The sequence below is a fragment of the Bradyrhizobium sp. USDA 372 genome (assembly GCF_053629095.1).
This window is the reverse complement of record NZ_JBRJHR010000001.1, coordinates 3,399,798-3,423,331: the sequence shown is the minus strand read 5'-3', so window position 1 is coordinate 3,423,331 and position 23,534 is coordinate 3,399,798. Positions and strand designations below refer to the sequence as shown.

Sequence of the window (23,534 nt, the reverse complement as noted above, 5' to 3'; positions counted from 1 at the left end):
GATCACGTGGCTATAGGGCGTCGCCAACGCAAATCTCTTCAGACGGTGCGGATGAACTCGGTGCAGTTACAGAGGCGTCGTGCAGGCCGATATGTCGGCGCCCTTCATAAGCGCCGACAGCCGGGAGGTGTGGTCACGAAATGCATTGGACACCTGATGGCTGCCTTCAGCAGGCGAGCGAAGCGAGCGCGTCCTCATCCTCGGGCGACAAGGGAGATGCCGAGGCTCCTCCTGCAAAGCGCTTGAGACTCTCCAGGCCCGACGCAACCTCCTTCCCGATCGATGAAAAACGGGGTCTCACTCGGAAGTTCGCGCCCTCCTTCTGAACGAACAAAGCGAATTCCCGGAGACAATCGTATCGCAGGCACGACAGACGATCGCCGTCGCCGGCTTGTTCCGCCTTCGCCATTCGGGATTTGAGCGCGTTCTTCGTGCTCATTTGGCTCCTGCTCAACCTGTAGCACCACCCGGGAGCCCGAATGCAGTTCATGAAGTTCCAAGCCTCGCGAAAGAGAGCATCGAGCCTGATCTCGTCGGCGTCGAGGTAGGATGGCGCTGCGAGCACCTCAATCTGCGGCATGCCAACTCCCAATAGGATCGAATGCCCGGCCGCAGCCTCGGATTGATAGGGGAGGTAAAACTCTCCCCGCCGCAATCGCTCCTGAACCCATTCGCTCCCGAAGAATCCGGCCTTGAGCCTCAAATCGTCGGCGTCGAACTCAGCGGATCTGTCCTGACCGGCACTTGCGATCACCGTCCCGCGCCATTCGCTGAGGAAACGCTTGCGCGGATGCGGCTTCCTGACCGGAGGAGGCTCACAAACGTACAAGGGGTGCCCACCGCGGACGAAAGCGCGGTCACCGACGATCAACAGATTCTCGGCGACGGTTTTCTGCGCCCGCGCGTAGACGTCTTGCTCATCACTTTCCTCGATGCGCCGAAAGGCGACCTCTGAGCCCGATCGCAACTGAGATACGCGTGCTCCCGGAAAGCGATCCGCGGGAAACAAACCGATCGGCGAACTGATATAGCTTCCCAACGCTTCGATGAGATCACTTCTGCTCCACACGCTATATTCGTAGAAATCGTCATCGGATAAGGTACGCTGATCGATCGGCCACCATAATCGCGATTCGAACGACAACAGTTCGATCATCGGCTGACCCGGTCTGACGAGCCGAAACGCGACATCGACCTCGCTCTGGTCCGCCTCTCTGATGTAGGCAGCCCGACGACCGATAAAGCATTCTTCGCGAAGCGCCCGGCCACCGCGCGGGATGAACTCGCAGGAGAACGGAAACTCCAACGTTATTGGCACCATCTGGACCACGCTCAACTCCTTCGTTTCGAAGATGCTCGCTCGTGGTCGATCCAGACTCAAACGAAACCTTTTTTGTCAAAATGACTATATGTGGACGGCCGAATTACGCGTTCGAATCAATGGCTTAAGTGAATTTGGTTGCCGGCTGCGCGCCCACGTCGGAGTCTTCTCGCCGGTCGCGACGATATGCGTGACCTGAGGCCCCGCGGTCGCCCAACGAACTGATGGCGAGGGCGTTCCTGAAGCCGCCTGCGCAACCGCAGCGGGTATGGAGCCAACGCTGGACGGGTCGCGGCCCGCGCAGACCCCTGCTCACCACCTCCGGAAAAGGAGGTCGCGCCGTTCCAGGGCCAGCGTCGTTCGGTGCCATTCTCGATAATCTTGCTGACCGCTTCGCACGCGACAAACCGGCCTATACTCAGACAACTTGCGATAGCATCGCTACTGAACCGCTTCCTCGGGAAGATTGTATTCCTCTGCGAAGATTATCTCGGCCGTCGTCTGGCACTTTAGGTAGGTCGACGACCCTCCCTCGTTCACCTCTGCTCGGCGGTGCCAGGCACCGGGGTCCCAGTGTGCGCGGCCTTCTCGGGTCCAGACTGCCGGATTGGATCGCCCTGGTCGGGCGAACGACCGCGCAGGGCCATGATTTCTGCCGAGGAGAGCTGCGGATCGCGTTTGACCCGAATCGCCGCTTCAAGGGTCGGCTCTACCGGCGAGAGGTCATCTCGCTTACGGAGATCGAGAATTCCATGAGAACGCCCCTGGGGGCGCCACGAGGGTCACGCAGCTTTCTGGTCACCGCGCAGGTCGCGAAAGTTCCGGCTCTCCTTCGCGTAAGCTGTGAGCAGGGTCTTCACCCACAGGGCCATGCCTTCGGCCTTCAGGTCGATCTTCTGCGAGCGACTGTAGTGTTGCTCGGTGACCGGGGCGAGCTTCTCGCGTTCCTTGGTCTTGCCGAGCGAGGTCTTGTGACCGAGAATGGCCGTCGCCGCTCCGCCGAGACGCTTGTCGTCGAGATACGTGGCGATCGTCCGCCTGCAGTCGTGCAGACTCCACCTTTCGATGCCGTAGAGCGCGAAGAGGTCGGTCCGCTCTTTCTTGGGGCGCGGTTTGGGGCCGGGTTTTCCCTTTCGGAGCGGTTTTTGCTTCACCGTGTGATCGTAAACGCGGCCCTGAAGGCGGTACATCGCCAGATTGATGGCGGATTGCGTAATGTGCTTCTTCGGATCGCGGCCGGTGAACATCCACTTCGACGTCCCGCCAGACAGGGCATGGTAGTTCTGGAGGATCTTGAGCGCATCGGGCGGGATTGGGAGCGAATGCGGTCGACCGCCGTCCCTGCCGCCCTTCATCTCGTCGGCCGTCCAGTTCGCGATCTTCCAGCCTCGAAGCCGACGTACGACCTTCGAGGCGTCGTAGAGACGGTCCGGGCGCAACTTGAGAAAGGCGCCGGTCCGCTGGGCCGTCAGGCAGACGCCCCACAGCGCGCCGAGCGTGCCGGGGTACGTTTCGTGCTCGCCTTCCGCGAGATGCTTGAACTTCTCTGCTATGAGAAGCGTTCGCGCGATCTCTTCGACCGTGGGAGTGCGGGTCCGCTCGCGCGTCTGGTATTCGAACGACCATCTCGTCCACCACTCGTACTGGACCTCTTCCAAGCCCGACGCTGTAGCGTGATACTTCCATGCCCAGCTCAGCATCGCCTTCGACTGCGTCACCGCTCGGTGGACCGCCGATTTGGCGTATTTCACTGCGATCGCGTCCCTGAGCTTCTCGAGGTCGCGCAGCTTGACGTCGCGGACCATCTTGTCGTTGATCGCGGCAAACTGCTCGAGTTCGAGGTAGTGCGCGTATTCCTCCCGATAGCTCCCTTTCAGCTTCGGCTTCTTGTACGCGAGGAACTTTTCGGTCAGCGTCTTCCAGGTCCAGAATGGTGCGGCCGGCCTCACCGGAAGCTTACGAACCTCCTGCAGCTTGGCGAGGCCCCGATCCAATCGTTCCGCGGTCTCCTGGTCGAAGCGCGCGCGCGCGCTTTCGGACGCGTCCGGATCCGGGAAGCCGACGAAACTCAGAAGGACGTTCACGACGTTCCGAAGGTCGCGCTTCCAGTACGCCGCGAGCTGAACCTGCTTGGCGATGTATCTGGCCTGGTCCAGCGGGAGATGTCCGACGTCGCACAGGCGGATGGTCATCTCGCGTCGTCGCAGATACCAGACCGGCTTGTTTCGCGTGATGCGGATCGTCAGACCGACGGTGCCGATGTCGCGCCATTCCACAACAGTCTTGGCGAGCTTGTCGTCCTGGCTGAGAAGCGTTGCCTGTTCGACGATGCTGTCGTTGAAACGGAAGGCCTTGCGCTTGTATTTCGCGGGCGATGGCATGGGCGAAACCTCGTACAACAATCGTACAATGACAGCTAAAAAAGGCGGGAATGTTCGCGAGACGTTCGAATACGCTATTTTTATGGATTTTTGCGTTCCTTCAACGAGTTAACGCGGTTGCACGACTTTCCAATGTGGTTTACGGAGCGTTTTCCCAAGCTGCATACGAGGGTTCGATTCCCTTCGCCCGCTCCAAGTTTCCATTCCCTATCCAATAAGCGACCGTAGGCCGCTCACCCGCCGCGCAAAGATTCCAATATATTGGTCTGTCGTTGCCGGCAGGTGCGCCTCGCCCGGCTTAAGGTTCGCTTCGCCGTGACGGGTCGGTCCTCATGTCGGGCAATGTTCGGATCAGGGATCATGGACCAACAGAAACTCGACCGCGCCATCGGTCGGCGCCTGAAGACGCTGCGGACGCAGGCGGGCATGACGTTGAACGAGCTTGCGGGCCGCTCCGGCGTCAGCCGGGCCATGATCGGGCGGGTGGAGCGGGCGCAGAGCAGTGCGACGGCGGCGCTGCTGAACAAGCTCTGCGCGGCGCTCGATGTCACGCTCAGCGATGTCGTCGCGCTCACGGAGAAGCCGCCGGAGCGCCTGGTGCGGCTTGCGGACCAGCCGCTCTGGCGCGATCCCGACAGCGGCTATCGCCGGCGTCACGCCTCGCCGCCGGATGCGGCCAGCGGCATCGAGATCATCGTCGTCGACCTGCCGGCCGGCGCGCGCGTCTCCTACAGCCCGTGGGGCCGCAACGCCTTCACGCAGCAACTCCTGATGCTGGAGGGCGCGATCGCCGTGCATATCGATGCCAAGGCGGTGCGGCTGCGCGAGGGCGATTGTCTCGATTTCGACGTGATGCGCGCCGTGATCTTCGAGAACGAAACCAGGCAGGACGCGCGCTACGTCATCATCGTCAGGCGCGGCGCTTCCTACGGCAAGTTGTGAGGACAAAGCGTGGAGACGAGCACGATGCAGATCCGTACCGGCGACACCTATGATCCGCGCGTCGTCGCGCTGCTCGATCACCACGTGACGACAGCGCGGGCGCAGACGGCGCGGGGCAGCGACCATGCGCTCGATCTCGCGGGCCTGCGTGCGCCCGAGGTTGCGTTCTGGACCGGCTGGGACGGCGAGACGCTGGTCGTCACCGGCGCGCTGAAGGTGCTCTCCGCCGGCCATGGCGAGGTCAAGTCGATGCACACGCTGCAGACCACGCGGCGGCGCGGCTATGGCGGCCAGATGCTGCGCCACATCATTGCCGAGGCCCGTGCACGCGGCATAACGCGGCTCAGCCTCGAGACCGGCTCGTGGGACTATTTCAAGCCGGCGCACGCGCTCTACCTGGCGCACGGTTTCGTCGCCTGCAGCCCGTTCGAGGGTTATGTCGAGGATCCCAACAGCCTGTTCCTGACGCTCGAGCTGTCGGCGCCGGCGCACCGGTAGCTCACGAGCGATCTTGTCGAGTACGCGCTCGGGGGCGGGACGTCGTTCCTGGACCGGGACGCAAAAAGACCGATCCCCTCATCAAATGAGTTGCGTACCTCAAAACACCTCTGCTAGCCTTCAGCCATGGCCGAGACCCTCACGCCGACTGCGCTGACGCTGAAGGACATCGCCCGCGAGGCCGGTGTCAGCCTCGCCACGGTCGACCGCGTCCTGCACAACAGGCCGGGGGTCCGCCCGGACACGGTCCGGCGCGTCAAGGACGCCATCGCGCGCAATTCGTTCCAGCCGCATGTGGCCGCCGCCGAGCTCGCGCGCGGCCGCGCCCGCCGCTTCGCCTTCGTGATGCCGTCGGGGCCGAACCCGTTCATGCAGCAGATCGAGGCCTATCTCGGCGAGATGGCGGCCTGGCTGTCGGCCCGCCGCCTCAATGTCGAGATGATCGCGACCGACGTGTTCGAGCCCGCCGCGCTCGCAGCCTCGCTCGAGGCGCTGGCGGGCGACTATGACGGAGTCGCCGTGGTGGCGCTGGACCATCCGAGCGTCCGCGCCGCCATCAACGATCTCGTCGATGCCGGCGCCAAGGTCGTGACGCTGGTCTCGGACGTGCCGTCCTCGCACCGCCACCATTATGTCGGCATCGACAACATCGCTGCGGGCCGCACCGCCGGCGCGCTGGTCGGGCGGCTGGTCGGCCAGAGGTCCGGCAAGGTCGCGATCGTCGCGGGCTCGCAGGGCCTGCGCGACCATGCCGAGCGCATCTTCGGCTTCAACCAGGTGATGGCGAGCGAATTCCCCGATCTCAGCGTACTGCCGGTGCTGGAAGGGCGCGACGAGGACGACCGTTCGGAGCAGCTGCTGGCGCGGCTGCTCGGCAAGCACGCCGACATCGTCGGCCTCTACAACGTAGGCGCCGGCACGCAGGGCGTCGCCAAAGCGCTGAACGACAAGGCGCAGAACGAGAAGGCCTCTGGCGCGGCCGGGCGCGACAAGCAGGTGGTGTTCGTCGGGCACGACGTCACGGCGCTGACGCGGCGGTTGCTGCTGCAGGGCGTGATGGATGCCGCGATCTCGCAGAACCCCGGACATGAAGCGCGCGCGGCCGTCCGCGTGCTGCTCGCGCTCGCCCGCGGCGAGCCGATCTTGAGCGAACAGGAGAAGATCCGGATCGACATCGTGATGCGGGACAATCTGCCCTAGCGGCAGGTGGATTTGGCAATAGGCGGCCAGCGGGGAAAAGCGACGCAAGATCGCTCTCCCGCGGCAGGCGAAAGGGAGGACGATTTGTATCTCGGGATCGACATCGGCACGTCCGGTGTGAAAGCGGTGCTCGTGAGCGAAGCCGGCGCGGTGACCGCGACGGCGGCGCGCGAGCTTGCGCTGTCGCACCCCGCGCCGCTGTGGTCCGAGCAGGATCCCGATGCCTGGGTCGATGCGGCCGTCGGTGCCGTCGACGATCTCGCCGCGCGCCATCCGCGCGAGGTCGCGCAGGTCCGCGGCATCGGGCTGTCGGGTCAGATGCATGGCGCGACGCTGCTTGGCGAGGACGGCCGCCCGCTGCGTCCGGCCATCCTCTGGAACGACGGCCGCTCGCAGGCCGAATGCGCAGCGCTGGAGCGGCGCTGTCCCTCGTTGCACGCGATCGCCGGCAATCTCGCGATGCCCGGCTTCACCGCGCCGAAGCTGCTCTGGGTGGCAAGGCACGAGCCGAAGATCTTCGACCGCGTGGCAAAGGTGCTGCTGCCGAAGGCCTATGTCCGCTATCGCCTCACCGGCGAGATGGTCGAGGACATGTCGGACGCGGCTGGCACGCTGTGGCTCGACGTTGGCCTGCGCCGCTGGTCCGCGCTGCTGCTGCACGCCACCGGGCTCGATCTGCACCACATGCCGCGTCTCGTCGAGGGCAGTGCGGTGAGTGCGGTGCTCGCGCCTGAATCCGCGCAGCGCTGGGGCATGGCGAAAAATGTCGTGGTCGCGGGCGGCGCCGGCGACAATGCGGCCAGCGCGATCGGGCTCGGCGCCATCGCACCTGGCGATGCCTTCCTGTCGCTGGGAACGTCGGGCGTGCTGTTCCGCGTCACCGATCGCTTCGCCCCGGCGCCGGCTTCGGCCGTGCATGCCTTCTGCCACGCGCTGCCCGGCCTCTGGCACCAGATGGGCGTGATGCTGTCGGCCGCGGCTTCGCTTGCCTGGCTTGCCGGCGTGATGGAGACGCCGGCCGCAGCGCTCCTGGCGCCGCTCGGCGAGCGCGTCGAGGCACCAAGCCCGGTCCAGTTCCTGCCTTATCTCGACGGCGAGCGCACGCCGCACAACGATGCCGCCGCCAGCGGCGCCTTCGTCGGCCTGCGCGGCGCGACCGGGCGCTCAGAGATCGTGCAGGCCGTGCTCGAAGGCGTCGCCTTTGCCGCGCGCGACAATCTGGCGGCGCTGAGCGCAGCCAGCGGGCCGATCGCCGAGGTCGATCTCGTCGGCGGCGGCTCGCGCTCGCCGCTGTGGGCGCAGATCTGCGCCGACGTGCTCGGCCTGCCCGTCCATCGCGTCGAGGAAGGCGAGGTCGGCGCCGCACTCGGCGCTGCGCGGCTCGGCCGGCTCGCCGCGACAGGCGAGAATCCCGCGGACGTCTGCACGCGTCCGCGGCGGCTCGCGAGCTTCACACCCCGCCCGTCCGTCGCTGCGGCCTATGACGAGGCCTATCGGCGATGGCGCGCGCTTTATCCCGCATTGAAGGAGTCTTCTTAAGTGAACGCGCCAGCCAAATTCTTCGATGCAAGTGCACCCGTCGCCTTCGCCGGCAAGGAGGCCGAAGGCGCGCCCGCCTTCCGCTGGTACGACAAGGACCGCCTCGTGCGTGGCCGCCGGCTCGAGGATCACTTGCGCTTTGCGGTCTGCTATTGGCATTCGTTCTGCTGGCCCGGCGGCGATCCCTTCGGCGGCGAGACCTTCCTGCGGCCGTGGCACCACGGCACCGACGCGATGGCGATGGCGCGCGCCAAGGCCGATGTCGCCTTCGAGCTGTTCCGCCTGCTGGACGTCCCCTTCTTCACCTTCCACGATGTCGATGCGGCGCCGGAAGGGGCTTCGCTCGCCGAGTCCGTCGCCAACCTCAACGCCATCGCCGATCTGTTCGAGCAGAAGATGGCAACGAGCAAGGTTCGCCTGCTCTGGGGCACTGCGAACCTGTTCACGCACCGCCGCTACATGGCGGGCGCGGCGACCAATCCGGACCCCGAGATCTTCACCTATGCCGCCGGCCAGGTCCGCGCCGCGCTGGAGGTGACGCACCGGCTCGGCGGCCAGAACTACGTGCTGTGGGGCGGACGCGAGGGCTACGAGACGCTACTCAACACCGATCTCAAGCGCGAGCTCGACCAGCTCGGCCGGTTCGTCTCGCTCGTCGTCGAGCACAAGCACAAGATAGGCTTCAAGGGCCCGCTCCTGATCGAACCGAAGCCCAAGGAGCCGACCAAGCACCAATATGATTTCGACGTCGCCACCTGCTACGGCTTCCTGGAGCGCTACGACCTGCTCAAGGACGTCAAGCTCAACATCGAGCAGAACCACGCCATCCTCGCCGGTCACTCCTTCCATCACGAGGTCGCGCTGGCCGAGGCGCTCGGCGTGTTCGGCTCGCTCGACATCAACCGCGGCGATGATCTGCTCGGCTGGGACACCGACCAGTTCGCGATGAACGTGCCGGAGCTGGCGCTGGTGTTCCACGAGATCCTGAACCGCGGCGGCTTCACCACGGGCGGGCTCAATTTCGATGCCAAGATCCGCCGCCAGTCGATCGACCCGGATGATCTCATCCATGCCCATGTCGGCTCGATGGATGCCTGTGCGCGCGCCTTCCTCGCCGCCGCCGACATGCTCGACGCCGGCGCGCTCAGCGCGCCGCTCGCAAAGCGCTACGAGGGCTGGGCCGGGCCCGAGGGCCGCGCCATTCTCGCCGGCCAGCGCTCGCTCGCCGATCTCGCCGACCGTGCGATGAGCCCCGGCTTCGATCCGCAGCCGCGCTCCGGCCGGCAGGAATATCTGGAATCCCTGGTGAACCGCTATGTCTGAGGAAACGCCGCTGATGACGAAGGCTGACGCGACACCGGTGCTCGAGCTCACCGGCATCGGCAAGGAGTTCGGCGCGATCCGCGCGCTGCATGACGTCGACATGCAGGTCTGGCCTGGCGAGGTGGTCGGCCTGATGGGCGACAACGGCGCCGGCAAGTCGACGCTGGTGAAGATCATCGCCGGCAATTTCCGCCCCACCCATGGCGAGATGCGCTTTGCCGGCAGCGCGGTGCATTTCAACCGTCCGGTCGATGCCCGCGCCGTCGGCATCGAGGTCGTCTACCAGGACCTCGCGCTCGCCGACAATCTGAGCGCCGCCGCCAACGTCTTTCTCGGCCGCGAGCTGAAGCGCAGGTTCGGACCCATTGCCTTGCTCGACCACAAGGCGATGGCATCGCGCGCGCTGGAGCTGTTCGGCGAGCTGCGCTCGGAGACGCGCCCCGACGATCTCGTCAGGCAGATGTCGGGCGGCCAGCGCCAGGCGGTCGCGATCGCGCGGACCCGGCTTTCCAATGCGCGGCTGGTGATGATGGACGAGCCGACCGCCGCGATCTCGGTGCGCCAGGTCGAGCAGGTGCTCGGCCTGATCCACCGGCTGAAGGAGCAGGGCGTCGCCGTGATGCTGATCTCGCACCGCATGCCCGACGTGTTCGCCGTATGCGACCGCGTCGTCGTCATGCGGCGCGGCGAGAAGCGCGCCGACAAGTCGATTCACCAGACCTCCCCCGAGGAGGTCACCGCCCTCATCACCGGTGCGAAGGAGGCGGCGTGATGGCCATGCCCATGGAATCCCCGATCAGCTTCACCAATGTCGGCAAGATCAGATGGTGGCAGCGCGGCATCTTCGCCTCGCAGACCGGCTACGTTCTGCTCGCGCTGGCGGTGCTGCTGGTGATCATGCATTTCGCCAGCCCCTACTTCTTCACCCAGGGCAACATGCAGAACGTGGCGAAGAACTTTTCCTTCATCGCCATTGCGACGCTCGGCGTCACCTTCGTGATCATCACCGGCGGCATCGACCTGTCGGTAGGATCGATGATGTGCTTTTCCGCCATGATCACCTCGATGGTGATGACCGAGCTGTCGGCGCCCGGCTCGCCGCTGGTACACATGGCCGCTGACGGCAAGACCGTGCTCGCCAATGTGCCCGGCCTGATCCTGCTCATCTCGATCCTCGCCGGCCTCGGCGTCGCGCTGATTGCGGGCCTCGTCAACGGCTTCTGCATCGCCGTGCTCGGCCTGTCGCCCTTCGTCACCACGCTCGGCATGCTCTCGATCGTGCGCGGGCTCGGCTATGTCGTCTCCAATGGACGCGGCAGTTTCCCGGGCGGGCCGGACGCCGATTATTTCTATGCGCTCACGTCCGGTGACGTGCTCGGCGTGCCCGCGCCGTTCATCTATCTCGTGATCCTGGCGCTCACCATGGCCGTGGTGCTGCACCACACCTCGTTCGGCCGCCACGTCTTCGCGCTCGGCGGCAATGAGAAGGCGGCCGAGCTCACCGGCATTCCGGTGGTGCGGGTGAAGATCGAGGTCTACGTGATCTGCGCGCTCGCCGCGGGCCTGCAGGGCATCATCATCTCCGGCTGGCTCGGATCGGCGCCGGCCAACATGGCGACCTCCTACGAGCTCAACGTGATCGCGGCGGCCGTGATCGGCGGCGCCAATCTCGCCGGCGGCATCGGCGGCCCGCTCGGGGCCATCGTCGGCTGCGTGCTGCTGGAGGTGATCCGCAACGGGCTCGTGCTGGCCCAGGTCAGCTCGTACTGGCAGCAGACGCTGGTCGGCGTGATCATCATTCTGGCTGTGCTGGTCGACCGCATTCGCTCGCGGATGACCTGAAATGACGACATCTCGGGAAGGCAAGGAAAACGCCGCCTATCCGCTTCCCGGGGGCTTTCGAGGGGATAGGCACCAACAAGAGTGGAGGAGACCATGAGGAAACTGCTTCTTGCCGGTATCGCGGTCGCGATGATGGCGACGCCGGCATTTGCTGCGAATTACCGTTTCGTCATCGTGCCGAAGGCGATGAACAATCCGTTCTTCGACTTTTCGCGCGATGGCTGCCTGAAGCGCGCCAAGGAGCTCGGCAACATCGAGTGCATCTACAAGGGACCGGTCGAGCATGAGCCTGCGACCCAGGCCCAGATCATCCAGGACTTCATCACGCAGAAGGTCGATGGTCTTGCCATCTCCGTCGCGGACGTCGCGGCCATGACCAAGTCGATCGAGGCGGCGACCGCTGCCGGCATTCCCGTCATCACCTTCGATGCGGACGCGCCGGGCTCCAAGCGCATCGCCTATATCGGCACCAACAACAAGGAGTTCGGTGTCGCGCTCGGCAAGGAGCTCCTGAAAATGCGGCCGGACGGCGGCAAATACGCGATGGTTTCCGGCGGCCCCGGCGCCAAGAACCTCGCCGAGCGCGTCGACGGCGTGCGCGAGGCGCTGAAGGGCTCGAAGTGGACCGAGGTCGCGGGCTCGCCGACGTTCTGCAACGACGATCCCGCGCTCGCGGTCCAGCAGATGACGGACATGCGCACCGCAACGCCGGACCTCGCCGCCATCGTTCCGATCGGCGGCTGGCCGATGTTTGCGCCCGAAGGCTTCAAGGCCTTCGCCAGCCGGAACAAGAAGGACATCGATTCCGGCAAGTTCACGCTGGTCGTCGCCGATACGCTGAAGATGCAGCTCGAGCTGCTGCGTGACGGCTACGCCAATGCGCTGGTCGGCCAGCGTCCGTTCGAGATGGGTGAGAAGGCGATGGACACGCTGCTCGCCATCAAGAAGGGCGAGAAGGTGCCGGAGATCGTCTACACCGGCCTCGATCTCGTCACCAAGGACAACGTCGCGCAGATGTTGAAGTAGGAGCGCTGCCAGCCCCGCGCTCCTGCATGCCTCTCCCGCTTGCGATTTCCGCAAGCGGGAGAGATGATTTGGAATGGAAGACGACTGCTGGAAGGCGATGGAATGAAAAGGTCGCGGCTCGGCGCTCTCGATGTCACCTCGATCGGCCTCGGTTCCGCCCCGCTCGGCGGATTGTTCTCGCCCGTCAGCGATGCCGATGCGCAAGCGACGCTTGAACGCGCCTGGTCGCTCGGCGTTCGGTTCTTCGATACCGCCCCGCTCTACGGTTTCGGCCTCGCGGAGCGGCGGTTGGGGGCCTTCCTGCGGCAACAGCAGCGCGATTCCTACGTCATCTCGACCAAGGTCGGCCGCCTGCTGCGCGCACCGGACGGTGCTGCCCCCGAGGACGAGCACTACAAGGGCACGCCGCGTGAGCGGCCGGTGTTCGATTTCAGCTATGACGGCGTGATGCGGTCGGTCGAGGAGAGCCTGCAGCGCATCGGCCTCGACCGCGTCGACGTCCTGCTCGTGCATGATCCCGACGATCATTATGACGATGCCGTCACCGGCGCCTTCCGCGCGCTCCGGCGCCTGCGCGAGGACGGCACGGTCAAGGCGATCGGCGCCGGCATGAACCAGTCGGAGATGCTGGCTCGCTTCGCCGAGGCCGTGCCGGTCGACTGCTTCCTGCTCGCCGGCCGCTACACGCTGCTCGACCAGGGCGCGCTGGATGCGCTGTTTCCGCTCTGCCAGGCGAGGGGCATCGGCATCCTGCTCGGCGGCATCTACAACAGCGGCATCCTGGCCAATCCGCGGACGAGCGCGAAATTCAACTATCAGGATGCTGATGCGGCGCTCGTGGCACGTGCGCTGGAGCTCGACGAGCTCTGCCGCAGGCACGGCACCGAGCTGAAGGCCGCCGCGCTGCAATTCTGCATGTCCCATCCGGCGGTGACGGTCGCCGTGATGGGTGCGCGCAATGCCGCCGAGGTCGCTGACAACATCGCCATGTCGGAAGCGGCGGTCCCGTTGGCGTTCTGGCAGGACTTGCGGGCGCGAAAGCTCGTCGATGTGCGCGCGCCACTTCCTGGCGGAGCGTAAGGCATGATCGTCGACTCCCATCAGCATTTCTGGGATCCCGCACGCGCCGATTATCCCTGGATGGAAGCGCCCGAGCTCGCGCCGATCCGCCGTTCCTTCGGCCCGGCCGATCTCGCGCCGCTGCTACAGGCCAACGGCATCGAGGCCAGCATCGTGGTGCAATGCCGCTCCGCGCTGGAGGAGACCGAGGAGTTCCTGCGTGTCGCGGACGTGACGCCCTCTGTCGTCGGCGTGGTCGGCTGGGCCGACCTGACCGATGCTGCGCTCGACGAAACGCTCGACCGGCTGCGCGCTTTGCCTGGTGGAGCAAAGCTGGTCGGGATCCGTCACCAAGTCCACGACGAGCTTGATGCGGATTGGCTGCTGCGCGACGACGTCCAGCGCGGACTTACCGCGGTGTTCGCCCACGATCTCGCTTACGATTTCCTCGTCCGCAGCCGCGAGCTGCCTGCCGCGATCGCAACCGCGCAGGCCTTTCCGCACGCGCGTTTCGTGCTCGATCACGCCGCCAAGCCGCCGATTGCGGCCGGCGGGAGCGCGGAATGGGCCGACCGCATCGCAGCGCTGGCTGCCTGCGGCAACGTCTGGTGCAAGATCTCGGGATTGGCGACGGAAGCGGTCTGGAATGACTGGGATGCGGAACGGCTGTTTCCGTTCGTTGCGCACGCCGCAAGATGTTTTGGCGAGGACCGGTTGATCTTCGGATCGGACTGGCCCGTGTGCCTGCTTGCGGGAAGCTATGGCGAAATCAAGACCGCGCTGGAGGCCTGCCTTGCGAGGCTCGGCCCGCGTGTGCGGGACAAGGCGTTCGGGGCGAATGCCAAGGCTGTGTATCGCTTGGGTTAATTGTAGTGGATGCGCGCTCTTACCCTCTCCCCTTGCGGGAGAGGGTGGCTCGCCGCGGAGCGGCGAGACGGGTGAGGGGTCTTTCTCCGCGAGTCACCCTTCACATGTGAGCTTGCTGAAGCAACCCCTCATCCGGCGCTTCGCGCCACCTTCTCCCACAAGGGGAGAAGGGAAGAGGCCGTGGCGCCCGCCTCGCAGCAACCCTACTCCGACATCGGCTTGTCGGAAATGTCCCAGTCTTTCCCGGTGAAGGTGGAGATGAACAGCGTCTTCATCGGCGTGTAGTCCTCGGGCGTGTAGCTGTAGGTGACGCCGTCGAGGAAATACGGCGAGTGGAAGCCATTGAGGTTCGATGCCTGCTTCAGCACGTTGGCGCGGGTGAGCTCGTCGCCGCAGCGGCGCAGGATCTCGCCCATGGTCGCGGCCTGGCCGTAACCGGCGAAGGCGATGGTGTTGTCGGGATCGATCGCCGGCGTGTACTTCTTGCGCAGCTCCTCGAACGCCATGACGTCCGGGTCCTTCTCCCATTTGGGCAGGCCGACCTCCTTGTTGTAGCGGATCGCGACGATTCCGGTGGCGTTCTCGAGGCCCGCGGCATTGAGGATCGAGCGGCCGGTGGAGCCGGCGGAAAGCAACTGCAGCGGCTTCCAGCCGAGCTCGGCCACTTTCCGGATCGACTGCGACGAGGCCTTGCCGGTCGAGATGTTGTAGAAGACGTCGGCCCCCGACTTCGAGAGATTGACGAGCTGGGAATCGACGGTCGGCTCGGTCAAATCATAGGTCTGCTCCATGATCACCTGCGCAGTGCCGCCGGCATCCGCCAGCACTTTCTTGAAGGGTGCAAGGAAGTCGCGGCCGAAATCGTCGTTCTGGTAGAGGATGCCGATCTTGGCGTTCGGCTTCACGCTGACGACGTGTCGCGCCAGGATGCGCGCTTCGGTCGGATAGAGCGGCAGGCCCGCCATCGTCCATTTGAACTCTTTCGGATTATTCCACTTCGACGCGCCGGTGTTGAGCAGCAGCTGCGGCACGCCCTTGGAGTTCAGGTATTTGTGCACGGCGGTCTGCGGCGCGGTGCCGAGCGAGCCGTACAGCGCGAGCACTTCCTCCTGCTCGACCAGGCGCCGCGTCGCCTCGACGCATTTCGGCGCGCTGTAGGCGTCGTCCATGGTGAGGAATTTGACCTTGCGTCCGTTGATGCCGCCCTTCTCGTTCAGCATCTGGAAATAGGCTTCGCCGATGCGGCCGAGCACGCCGTAGAGCGAGCCGGGGCCGGAATGCGGCACGGTCTGACCGATCTTGATCTCGGTGTTGCTGGCGCCCGCATCGTATTTCTTCTCCGCAGCCCAGACGTAGGGCGCGGGCAAGGTGGATGCGGCGATGGTGGCGAGTGCGCCGGCGCTGAAATCGCGCCGCGATGGATTCTTGGTCATTGTTGTTTTCTCCCTGGTGCGCGCATTGTGCTGACATCGCAGCTCGGCTCGCAAGTGGGAAGTCGCAGCTTTGCGACGCAATGACGCTCAAATCGTCAGGCGTTAGCGCCTAGACTCAAGTTTTCTCGGCGACGACGACGAGGCCGCGCACGGGCTCGTTGTTCTCGTTGCGCGGCGAGGCTGGCTCCAGGGTCAGCAGCTTCAACCCCGCCTTGGCGATGGCGCCGCGCACATATTCCGCCGAATGGGCATAACGCAGGCCGTCGCCGAGCACGATGCCGCTGCCGTCGTGCGTCTCCAGCGTGAAGGCAAGCACGCCGCCTGAGACGAGCACGCGCTTTGCCTCAATGAGAACAGGGGCGAGATCGGAGAGATAGACGAACGCATCCGCGGCCACGATGAGGTTCGCGCTGGCATCCAGCTTGCCGCGCAGGCCCTCGAGCATGTCGGCGACTTCGAGCGCGGCATAGAGGTTCGTCGCCCGCGCCTCCTTGATCATGCCGGGCGACAGATCAATGCCGGTGAAATGGTCGACCTGCTTGGCGAACGCGGCTGCCGCAAGGCCGGTGCCGCAGCCGAGGTCGATGGCGTGCTTGAAGTAGGCCGGCTTCTTGGCGGCGACGCGCGCGGCCAGCACCGCCTTGAAGATCAGCGTGGGGGCGCGATAGCCGAGATCGTTGATCAGCGCGTGCTCGAACCGCGGCGCGTATTGATCGAACAAGGCCTGCACATAGGCCTTGGGCATCTCCGCCATCGCGGTATCCCCGAGCCGCATCAGGTGCAGGCCGGCGCCGTGCTGGTCCTCGGGGTCGCATCGCCGCGCTTCACGAAACGCCGCGATGGCCTTGTCGCGCTCGCCGAGCTGCTGACGGATCTCGCCGAGCGTGAACCAGGCCGAGGTGAAATCAGGTGCGAGCTCGATCGCCTGCTCCAGAAGGTCGGCGGCGGCGGGCAGGTCGCCCTTGAGCTGGAGGTCGCGCGCGAACTCGAAGCGGCGGTCGGCCATGAGATCGCCGGAGGTCAGGAACAGGCGGAGCGGCATTGAGGAACCAGGAAACGAAACGGGTAATTGACTCGAAGATGTGATGGCTCGACTTATATAACAGGCATGCGCCCGCAAGACATCCTGCTGCCAAATGCTGCCGGCCTGTGCTGCAAGCCCGGCGGCTTCCATATCGACCCTGTCCGCCCCGTGGAGCGGGCCGTGATCACCCACGGCCATTCCGACCATGCCCGTGCCGGCCATGGCGCCGTGCTGGCGACGCAGGAAACGCTGGACATGATGCGGCTGCGTTACGGCGAAAACTTTGCCGGCTCGACGCAAGCCATCCGCTATGGCGAGGAGATCCGGCTCGGCGACGTCAAGGTCAAATTCCACCCCGCCGGCCACGTGCTGGGCTCCGCACAGATCGCCGTCTCGTGCAAGGATACCTGCATCGTCGCCTCCGGCGACTACAAGGACGCGCCCGATCCGACCTGCACGCCGTTCGAGCTGGTGCCGTGCGACGTCTTCATCACCGAGGCGACGTTCGGGCTGCCGGTCTTCCGGCATGGCGATGCCAGCGACGAGGTCAAGAAGCTGCTGGCTTCGGTCGCGTTGTTTCCGGAGCGCGCGCATCTCGTCGGTGCCTACTCGCTCGGCAAGGCGCAGCGCGTGATCAAGCTGCTGCGGCAGGCCGGCTACGACGCGCCGATCTACCTGCATGGCGCGATGGAAACAATCACGCATTACTACCAAAGCCGCGGCATCGATCTCGGCGAGCTCAGGCCCGCGAAGGGCATGAAGAAGGCCGCGCTCGCCGGCACCATCACCTTGGCGCCGCCATCGGCCACATCAGATCTCTGGACGCGCCGCTTTCCCGATCCGGTCACCGCCTTCGCCTCGGGCTGGATGCGCGTGCGCGCCCGGGCGCGGCAGCGCGGCGTCGAGCTGCCGCTGGTGATCTCCGACCACGCCGACTGGGACGGCCTCACCGCGACCATCGCGGCGACCGGCGCCGGCGAGATCTGGGTCACCCACGGTCAGGAAGATGCGCTGGTGCATTGGTGCCGGAGCAAAGGCCTGAAGGCGCAGCCGCTCGATCTCGTCGGCTATGGCGACGAGGAGGAGAGCGAGACGCCCATTCAAGGCGAGGCCGAAGCATGAACCGCTTCGCCGAGCTGCTCGACCGCCTCGCCTATGAGCCCGGCCGCAACAACAAGCTGCGGCTGCTCACCGGCTATTTTCGCGAGGTCGGCGATCCCGACCGCGGCTATGCGCTCGCCGCGCTGACCGGCGCACTCAGCTTCAAGCACGCCAAGCCCGCGCTGATCCGCGATCTCATCGCGGCCCGCACGGATGAGGTGCTGTTCGGCTTGAGCTACGACTATGTCGGCGATCTCTCGGAGACGGTGGCGCTGATGTGGCCGAAGGCCGCGCTCGCCGCCCACAACAACCCACCCCCGCCGAGCCTCACCGAAGTCGTCACCACGCTGCGCACGCTCGGCAAGACCGAGCTGCCGAAGCAGCTCGAACGCTGGCTCGACGAGCTCGACGAGACCGGCCGCTGGGCGCTGCTGAAGCTCGTCACCGGCGCGCTTCGCATCGGCATTTCCGCGCGGCTCGCCAAGACCGCCGCCGCTGCGCTCGGCGACAAGGACCCGCACGAGGTCGAGCTGATCTGGCCGGGCCTCGTCCCGCCCTATCTCGACCTGTTCGCCTGGCTGGAGGGCCGCGGCGACAAGCCCGTCAACCGCGATCCCGCGCCGTTCCGCCCGGTGATGCTGGCGCATGCGATCGAAGATGGCGATTTCGCCGCGCTCGATCCCGCCGACTACATCGCCGAATGGAAATGGGACGGCATCCGCGTGCAGGCGGTCGCCGGGCGCGACGAGCGCGGCCATATCACCGCGCGGCTCTATTCGCGCACCGGCGAGGACATCACGGGCAGCTTCCCGGATCTCGTGCCGTCGCTGCGCCTGCCGGGCGCGATCGACGGCGAGCTCTTGATCCTGCGCGAAGGCCGCGTGCAGAGCTTCAACGTTCTGCAGCAGCGGCTCAACCGCAAGGTGGTCTCGCCGAAGCTGATCAAGGAATTTCCGATTCACCTGCGCGCCTACGATCTGCTCGGCGACGACGAGAACGATCTGCGCGAGCTGCCTTTTGCCGAGCGGCGCGAGCGGCTGGAGAGGTTCATCGCGAAGCTCGACGATCCCCGCATCGATCTCTCGCCCACCGTGCCCTTCGACAGCTGGGAGGCACTCACCGCCGCGCGCGCCGATCCCGCCAGCGCCGGCGCCGGCGAGGACGCGGACGCCGTCGAGGGCGTGATGCTGAAGCGGCGCGATGCGGCTTATCTGCCGGGGCGGCCGAAGGGCCAGTGGTGGAAGTGGAAGCGCGACCCCCACATCATCGATGCCGTCCTGATGTATGCGCAGCGCGGCCACGGCAAGCGCTCGTCCTATTATTCCGACTACACCTTTGGCGTCTGGACCGAAACCGAGAATGGCGAGGAGCTGGTGCCGGTCGGCAAAGCCTATTTCGGCTTCACCGACGAGGAGCTGCTGCAGATCGACCGCTTCGTTCGTCGCAACACCACGGAAAAATTCGGTCCCGTCCGCCATGTCGTGCACGAGGGCGACAAGGGGCTGGTGCTGGAGGTCGCTTTCGAGGGATTGCAGCGCTCGCCCAGGCACAAATCCGGCGTCGCCATGCGTTTCCCCCGCATCAGCCGCCTGCGCTGGGACAAGCCACCGCGGGAGGCCGACCGGCTGGAGACGCTGGAGAAGATGCTGAAGGCCGAGCCGGCGGAGATTGATGTTTGAACTGTTGCCACGAAGGCGGTGCGCTCCCTCTCCCGCCTGCGGGAGAGGGCTGGGGAGAGGGCTGTCTCCGCAATGGGACACTCCCCCAGAGGAGAGAACCCTCACCCGCGCCTACGGCGCGGCCTCTCCCGCAAGCGGGAGAGGCTAGGGAGCCCGCGGCTTGCAGCGTGCCACAATCGAAGTTCTGGCTCTGCCCGAATTAAACTCCCGTAACCCGATTGACGCCCCCTTGCGGGTTCCCCATGTCCCCCGCCGTGCCCTATAATGGGGTCGAATCCGCTTCAGGAGTTTGCGATGGTCCAAGACGTCAGAGATTTGCCGGCCGGCCGCGGTGACGGCCTGCACCGCTTTCTCGGCGGCTCGCCGCTGACCGTCGCGTTCCGCCTGGTGCTGCTCTCGATCCTGGTCGGCGTCGTGCTGGCGACGATCGGCTTCGACCCCTGGAACATCATCCACAGCATCCGCCTCTTGTTCCAGCGCCTGTGGGATCTCGGCTTCGATGCGGTGAACTGGCTGTGGCGCTATTTCCTGCTCGGCGCGGTCATCGTGATCCCGATCTGGCTGCTGTCGCGCGTGTTCGGCGCGCCGCGCGGCCGGTAAGGGTGTGATCGAGGGAGTGCGCAGCCGATGCAACTGCGTTTCGTCGGCTGCGGTGACGCCTTCGGCTCCGGCGGCAGGCTCAACACCTGCTTCCATGTATCCGGGCGCGAAACGAACTTCCTGATCGACTGCGGCGCGTCGGCGCTCCCGGCGCTGAAGCGGCTCGAGATCGATCGGGGCGACATCGACCTGATCCTGATCACGCATTTCCACGGCGACCATTTTGCCGGCCTGCCGTTCTTTCTGCTCGACGCGCAATTCTCGCTGCGGATGCGGCCGCTGACGATCGCCGGCCCGCAAGGCATCGAGCGGCGGCTGCGTGAGGTGATGGAAGCGCTGTTCGAGCATTCCTCGCAGACCAGGCAGCGCTTCGAGCTGAACGTGGTCGAGCTCGCACCGGGGCAAAGCCGAAACTTCGGCACGGTGAATGTGACGCCTTATCCGGTCGTGCACGGCGAATCCGGCGGGCCGTTCCTTGCCTATCGCGTCGCGGCCGAGGGCCGCACGCTCGCCTACAGCGCCGATACCGAATGGACGGAGACGCTCATTCCGCTGGCGCATGGCGCGGACCTTTTCATCGCCGAAGCCTATATGTACGAGAAGGTGGTCAAGAATCATCTCAGCCTGAAGACCTTGGAACAGCATCTGCCCGACATCGGCGCCAAGCGGCTCGTCCTCACCCATATGAGCGACGACATGCTGTCGCGCCTGGGTGATGTCGAGCACCTCGCCGCCGAAGACGGCATGGTGCTCGTGTTCTGAAAGATGCACGCACCCGTTCATCACCGCGTCGGAAGCCGGCAGGTCTTCGCCATCGCAGGTCCCGCGATGGTCGCGAACCTCACGACGCCGCTGATCGGCGTGGTCTCGACCACCGCGATCGGCCGGCTCGACGATGCCGCGCTGCTCGGCGGCGTCGCGATGGCCTCCGTCATCTTCGACTGCCTGTTCTGGCTGTTCGGCTTCCTGCGCATGAGCACGCTGGCCTTCACAGCGCAGGCGCTCGGCGCGGGCGAGACGCGCGAGCAGACCGTGATCCTGGTGCGCGGCTTCATCGTCGCCGGCCTGATCGGCGCGGCGCTGATCGCACTGCAATTGCCGCTGGCAGGCGCACTGTTCGACCTGATGGGCGGCAGCGAGGGCGTGACGCGCGCGGCAAAGACCTATTTCATGATCCGGATCTGGTCCTCGCCTTTCGCCTTCGCCAATTACGTCATCCTCGGCTGGCTGGTGGGGCAGGCCCGCGCCAATCCGGCCCTTGCGCTCCAGGTCGTCATCAACCTCGTCAACATGGTGGCGACGATCCTATTGGTGCTGGTCTACGACACCGGCATCGCCGGCGCGGCGATCGCCGCGCTGGCGTCCGAGGCGATCGGCTTCGCGCTCGGCGTAATCGTGTGCAGGCGCTATGCACTCGGCGGTTTTGCCGTGCCGCGCGCAACGCTGTTCGATCGCGAAAAGCTGATGCGGCTCCTGGCGGTGAACACCGATATCCTGATCCGCACCGCGGCGCTGATCGCCGTGTTCCTGTTCTTCACCGCCAAGGGCGCGCGAGCCGGCGACGTCACGCTGGCCGCGAACTCCGTGCTCAACAATTTCCTCCTGGTCAGCGCCTTCTTCCTCGACGGCCTTGCGAATGCGGCGCAGCAGCTCTGCGGCCGCAGCTTTGGCGCGCGCGACGCCAAGGGATTTGCGGATTCGACCAGGCTGGTGCTGCGCTGGGGGCTCGGCTTCGCCATCGTCGTCGCCGTGCTGTTCGCAGGCTTCGGCCCCGATATCATCAACGTCATGACGGCGAGCGAGGACGTCCGCCGCGCCGCGCGCGAGTTCCTGCCCTTCATCGTGCTCGCGCCGATCCCCGGCGTGTTCGCCTTCGGCTTCGACGGCATCTATGTCGGCGCGACCTGGGCGCGGGAGATGCGCAATCTGATGCTGTTGTCGCTCGCGATCTTCTTCGCCGTCTGGCTGGCGCTGCAATCGTTCGGCAATGCCGGCCTGTGGAGCGCGCTGATCGCGTTCTACGTCGCGCGCGGCGGCTTGCAGGGCGCGAGGTATCCGGTGCTGTATCGGGCGACGTTCGCGAAGCCGTAGCTCTCGCGTCCCGGACGTGCGAAGCGCGAGCCGGGACCCAGCATGCGGCCACATGGGCCCCGGCTCTGCAGCGCACCACGCCGAAGCCGGCGCGCTGCCATAGCGCGTCGAAGACGCGCGTAAACGCGCTAATGGCGTCCGGGGCAGGACACCGAGCTACATCCCCGGCCAGTCTTCCGCCGTCAGCGTCGCCGCATCGGCGCCGACGATCTCGGAGAGCGAATCCCGCCCGGTTCGCAGCAGCGTCGAGGTCAGGTCGCGCTTGATCTCGTCGACGAGGCCGAGACCCTTGTAGACCAGCGACGAATAGAGCTGGATCAGGCTGGCCCCGGCGCGGATCTTGGTCAGCGCGGCGCCGCCCGAATCCACGCCGCCGACGCCGATCAGCGGGAACGCGCCTTCGACGCGCACATAGGTTTCCGCGACCATGCGCGTCGACAGGCGGAACAGCGGCCGGCCGGACAGGCCGCCTTGCTCCTTCGCCCGCATCTCCTCGCGCAACGTGCTCGGCCGCGCGATCGTCGTGTTCGACACGATCATGCCGTCGACCCGGCGCGAGCGCGCGACCTGCACGACGTCGTCGAGCTGAGCCAGGCTCAAATCCGGCGCGATCTTGAGCAGCACCGGCGTGTCGCCGGCCTTCTGCCTGACACGCTCGCGGGCGTCGATCACGCGCGCGAGGAGGTCGTCGAGCAGCGCGCCTTCCTGAAGGTTGCGCAGGCCCGGCGTGTTCGGCGAGGAGACGTTGACGGTGAAATAGCTCGCCACCGGCGCGAAGGTCTCGATCAGCTTGACGTAGTCGCCGACGCGGTCAGGTGAATCCTTGTTGGCGCCGACATTGACGCCGACGATGCCGCCGTGCTGCGCGCGCGCGGCAAGCCGGCGCAGCGCGACTTCCGCGCCGTCATTGTTGAAGCCCATGCGGTTGATGATTGCTTCGTCGCGCTCGAGCCGGAACAGCCGCGGCCGTGGATTGCCGGCTTGCGGCTTCGGCGTCACCGAGCCGATCTCGACGAAGCCGAAGCCGAGCCGCAGCAGCGCATCCGGCACTTCGGCGCTCTTGTCGAAGCCCGCGGCCATGCCGATCGGATTCGGAAAGTTCAGCCCGAAGGCGCGCACCGCGAGCTTGGGATCATCGGCCCGCGGCTTGACCGGTGGCAGGAAGCGCAGGCCCTGGATCGCGAGACGATGGGCGTCTTCGGGATCGAGCCAGCGCAGCACCGGCAGCGAAAAGGCGTCGAACGCGCGGATCACGGCAACAGCTCCGGAACATCGTGACCGCCGTCGGAGCGCGTGTTGAGGTTCATCACCGCGATCACCGCGCCGAAATCGAGCTCGCCATAGAGATGGGGGAAGAGCTCGTCATTGCGCGAGCGTTCCCAGCGCAATTCGCTCCCCAGCGCATCGCCGTCGACCTCGACCAGGAACAGCGCGCGCTGCCCGAAATAGTGCTTGCGCAGGGTCTCGGGAACCTGGGCCGCGGTCGAGAAATGGATGAACCCGTCGCGCGCGTCGTCTGCGCTGCCCCGGTAGACACCCTGCCGTTCCGCCTCGCGCCAGGCCGAGGCCGGACAGATTTTGTAGATCTTGACCACCGCTACCGCAGCC

21 protein-coding genes are annotated in these 23,534 nt (G+C 65.8%); 15 read left to right on the top strand and 6 right to left on the bottom strand.

Translation table 11 applies throughout. The annotated features are described in order from the left end of the window. Window positions 1-166: 166 nt before the first annotated feature. A complete protein-coding gene (locus tag AB7M16_RS16250; RefSeq protein ID WP_453944477.1) occupies window positions 167-1,330 on the bottom strand; it encodes a hypothetical protein in 1,164 nt (387 codons plus the stop codon). Between the two features lie 773 nt (window positions 1,331-2,103). Then, window positions 2,104-3,702, bottom strand: a complete 1,599-nt coding sequence (locus AB7M16_RS16245) for a tyrosine-type recombinase/integrase (protein WP_453944476.1) — start codon at window positions 3,700-3,702, stop codon at window positions 2,104-2,106. A gap of 360 nt (window positions 3,703-4,062) precedes the next feature. Here AB7M16_RS16245 and AB7M16_RS16240 point away from each other — a divergent pair, with 360 nt between their 5' ends. From AB7M16_RS16240 to AB7M16_RS16195, 10 genes are all read left to right on the top strand, one after another. Beyond that, window positions 4,063-4,644 carry a helix-turn-helix domain-containing protein gene (locus AB7M16_RS16240; protein ID WP_453944475.1) on the top strand — a complete coding sequence of 194 codons (582 nt, stop codon included), beginning with the start codon at window positions 4,063-4,065 and terminating at the stop codon, window positions 4,642-4,644. Window positions 4,645-4,668: 24 nt separating this feature from the next. Beyond that, complete coding sequence (locus AB7M16_RS16235; protein WP_453944474.1) at window positions 4,669-5,142, top strand: GNAT family N-acetyltransferase; 474 nt, start codon at window positions 4,669-4,671, stop codon at window positions 5,140-5,142. 126 nt (window positions 5,143-5,268) lie between these two features. Next, on the top strand, window positions 5,269-6,342 hold the full coding sequence (locus AB7M16_RS16230) for a LacI family DNA-binding transcriptional regulator (RefSeq protein ID WP_453944473.1): 1,074 nt from the start codon (window positions 5,269-5,271) through the stop codon (window positions 6,340-6,342). Between the two features lie 84 nt (window positions 6,343-6,426). Continuing rightward, window positions 6,427-7,881: a xylulokinase gene (gene xylB / locus AB7M16_RS16225; RefSeq protein ID WP_453944472.1), complete on the top strand. Its 1,455-nt coding sequence runs from the start codon at window positions 6,427-6,429 to the stop codon at window positions 7,879-7,881. Further along, on the top strand, window positions 7,882-9,204 hold the full coding sequence (xylA, locus tag AB7M16_RS16220; protein WP_453944471.1) for a xylose isomerase: 1,323 nt from the start codon (window positions 7,882-7,884) through the stop codon (window positions 9,202-9,204). Between the two features lie 13 nt (window positions 9,205-9,217). Further along, window positions 9,218-9,976: an ATP-binding cassette domain-containing protein gene (locus AB7M16_RS16215; RefSeq protein ID WP_172786098.1), complete on the top strand. Its 759-nt coding sequence runs from the start codon at window positions 9,218-9,220 to the stop codon at window positions 9,974-9,976. Continuing rightward, window positions 9,976-11,046 carry an ABC transporter permease gene (locus AB7M16_RS16210; RefSeq protein ID WP_453944470.1) on the top strand — a complete coding sequence of 357 codons (1,071 nt, stop codon included), beginning with the start codon at window positions 9,976-9,978 and terminating at the stop codon, window positions 11,044-11,046. The genes AB7M16_RS16215 and AB7M16_RS16210 overlap by 1 nt, the downstream gene beginning before the upstream one ends. A gap of 93 nt (window positions 11,047-11,139) precedes the next feature. Next, entirely contained in the window at window positions 11,140-12,072 is a 933-nt protein-coding gene (locus AB7M16_RS16205; protein ID WP_172786096.1) for a sugar-binding protein, read from the top strand. A gap of 102 nt (window positions 12,073-12,174) precedes the next feature. Further along, on the top strand, window positions 12,175-13,152 hold the full coding sequence (locus AB7M16_RS16200) for an aldo/keto reductase (RefSeq protein WP_453944469.1): 978 nt from the start codon (window positions 12,175-12,177) through the stop codon (window positions 13,150-13,152). Between the two features lie 3 nt (window positions 13,153-13,155). Next, a complete protein-coding gene (locus AB7M16_RS16195; protein WP_453944468.1) occupies window positions 13,156-13,998 on the top strand; it encodes an amidohydrolase family protein in 843 nt (280 codons plus the stop codon). A gap of 203 nt (window positions 13,999-14,201) precedes the next feature. Here AB7M16_RS16195 and AB7M16_RS16190 read toward each other — a convergent pair whose 3' ends face one another. Together AB7M16_RS16190 and AB7M16_RS16185 are read right to left on the bottom strand one after the other, a co-directional pair. Then, a complete protein-coding gene (locus tag AB7M16_RS16190; RefSeq protein ID WP_453944467.1) occupies window positions 14,202-15,431 on the bottom strand; it encodes an ABC transporter substrate-binding protein in 1,230 nt (409 codons plus the stop codon). A 115-nt stretch (window positions 15,432-15,546) separates the two neighbouring features. Next, window positions 15,547-16,473: a methyltransferase domain-containing protein gene (locus AB7M16_RS16185; protein ID WP_453944466.1), complete on the bottom strand. Its 927-nt coding sequence runs from the start codon at window positions 16,471-16,473 to the stop codon at window positions 15,547-15,549. A 66-nt stretch (window positions 16,474-16,539) separates the two neighbouring features. Here AB7M16_RS16185 and AB7M16_RS16180 point away from each other — a divergent pair, with 66 nt between their 5' ends. The 5 genes from AB7M16_RS16180 to AB7M16_RS16160 all read left to right on the top strand — a co-directional run bounded on the left by AB7M16_RS16180 (window position 16,540) and on the right by AB7M16_RS16160 (window position 21,926). Next, window positions 16,540-17,577, top strand: a complete 1,038-nt coding sequence (locus AB7M16_RS16180; RefSeq protein ID WP_453944465.1) for a ligase-associated DNA damage response exonuclease — start codon at window positions 16,540-16,542, stop codon at window positions 17,575-17,577. Then, complete coding sequence (locus AB7M16_RS16175) at window positions 17,574-19,235, top strand: ATP-dependent DNA ligase (RefSeq protein WP_453944464.1); 1,662 nt, start codon at window positions 17,574-17,576, stop codon at window positions 19,233-19,235. Before AB7M16_RS16180 ends, AB7M16_RS16175 begins: the two co-directional genes overlap by 4 nt. Before the next feature lie 294 nt (window positions 19,236-19,529). Further along, complete coding sequence (locus AB7M16_RS16170) at window positions 19,530-19,835, top strand: DUF6460 domain-containing protein (RefSeq protein WP_453944463.1); 306 nt, start codon at window positions 19,530-19,532, stop codon at window positions 19,833-19,835. Window positions 19,836-19,862: 27 nt separating this feature from the next. Next, the gene (locus AB7M16_RS16165; protein ID WP_453944462.1) at window positions 19,863-20,597 is read left to right on the top strand and encodes an MBL fold metallo-hydrolase; all 735 of its coding nucleotides are present in this window, start codon (window positions 19,863-19,865) and stop codon (window positions 20,595-20,597) included. Between the two features lie 3 nt (window positions 20,598-20,600). Continuing rightward, window positions 20,601-21,926 carry an MATE family efflux transporter gene (locus tag AB7M16_RS16160; RefSeq protein WP_453944461.1) on the top strand — a complete coding sequence of 442 codons (1,326 nt, stop codon included), beginning with the start codon at window positions 20,601-20,603 and terminating at the stop codon, window positions 21,924-21,926. 156 nt (window positions 21,927-22,082) lie between these two features. Here AB7M16_RS16160 and AB7M16_RS16155 read toward each other — a convergent pair whose 3' ends face one another. Next, entirely contained in the window at window positions 22,083-23,180 is a 1,098-nt protein-coding gene (locus AB7M16_RS16155; RefSeq protein ID WP_453944460.1) for a quinone-dependent dihydroorotate dehydrogenase, read from the bottom strand. Next, window positions 23,177-23,521: a DUF952 domain-containing protein gene (locus AB7M16_RS16150; protein WP_172786228.1), complete on the bottom strand. Its 345-nt coding sequence runs from the start codon at window positions 23,519-23,521 to the stop codon at window positions 23,177-23,179. Before AB7M16_RS16150 ends, AB7M16_RS16155 begins: the two co-directional genes overlap by 4 nt. Window positions 23,522-23,534 lie beyond the last annotated feature (13 nt).

Bases quoted from the DNA above. Each gene is read 5' to 3' on its own strand.
- AB7M16_RS16230 (WP_453944473.1), top strand. From the start codon at position 5,269: ATGGCCGAGACCCTCACGCCGACTGCGCTGACGCTGAAGGACATCGCC.
- AB7M16_RS16160 (WP_453944461.1), top strand. From the start codon at position 20,601: ATGCACGCACCCGTTCATCACCGCGTCGGAAGCCGGCAGGTCTTCGCC.
- AB7M16_RS16235 (WP_453944474.1), top strand. From the start codon at position 4,669: ATGCAGATCCGTACCGGCGACACCTATGATCCGCGCGTCGTCGCGCTG.
- AB7M16_RS16185 (WP_453944466.1), bottom strand. From the start codon at position 16,473: ATGCCGCTCCGCCTGTTCCTGACCTCCGGCGATCTCATGGCCGACCGC.
- AB7M16_RS16240 (WP_453944475.1), top strand. From the start codon at position 4,063: ATGGACCAACAGAAACTCGACCGCGCCATCGGTCGGCGCCTGAAGACG.
- AB7M16_RS16175 (WP_453944464.1), top strand. From the start codon at position 17,574: ATGAACCGCTTCGCCGAGCTGCTCGACCGCCTCGCCTATGAGCCCGGC.
- AB7M16_RS16165 (WP_453944462.1), top strand. From the start codon at position 19,863: ATGCAACTGCGTTTCGTCGGCTGCGGTGACGCCTTCGGCTCCGGCGGC.
- AB7M16_RS16245 (WP_453944476.1), bottom strand. From the start codon at position 3,702: ATGCCATCGCCCGCGAAATACAAGCGCAAGGCCTTCCGTTTCAACGAC.
- AB7M16_RS16190 (WP_453944467.1), bottom strand. From the start codon at position 15,431: ATGACCAAGAATCCATCGCGGCGCGATTTCAGCGCCGGCGCACTCGCC.
- AB7M16_RS16215 (WP_172786098.1), top strand. From the start codon at position 9,218: ATGACGAAGGCTGACGCGACACCGGTGCTCGAGCTCACCGGCATCGGC.
- AB7M16_RS16210 (WP_453944470.1), top strand. From the start codon at position 9,976: ATGGCCATGCCCATGGAATCCCCGATCAGCTTCACCAATGTCGGCAAG.
- AB7M16_RS16195 (WP_453944468.1), top strand. From the start codon at position 13,156: ATGATCGTCGACTCCCATCAGCATTTCTGGGATCCCGCACGCGCCGAT.
- AB7M16_RS16170 (WP_453944463.1), top strand. From the start codon at position 19,530: ATGGTCCAAGACGTCAGAGATTTGCCGGCCGGCCGCGGTGACGGCCTG.
- AB7M16_RS16200 (WP_453944469.1), top strand. From the start codon at position 12,175: ATGAAAAGGTCGCGGCTCGGCGCTCTCGATGTCACCTCGATCGGCCTC.
- AB7M16_RS16180 (WP_453944465.1), top strand. From the start codon at position 16,540: ATGCGCCCGCAAGACATCCTGCTGCCAAATGCTGCCGGCCTGTGCTGC.
- AB7M16_RS16205 (WP_172786096.1), top strand. From the start codon at position 11,140: ATGAGGAAACTGCTTCTTGCCGGTATCGCGGTCGCGATGATGGCGACG.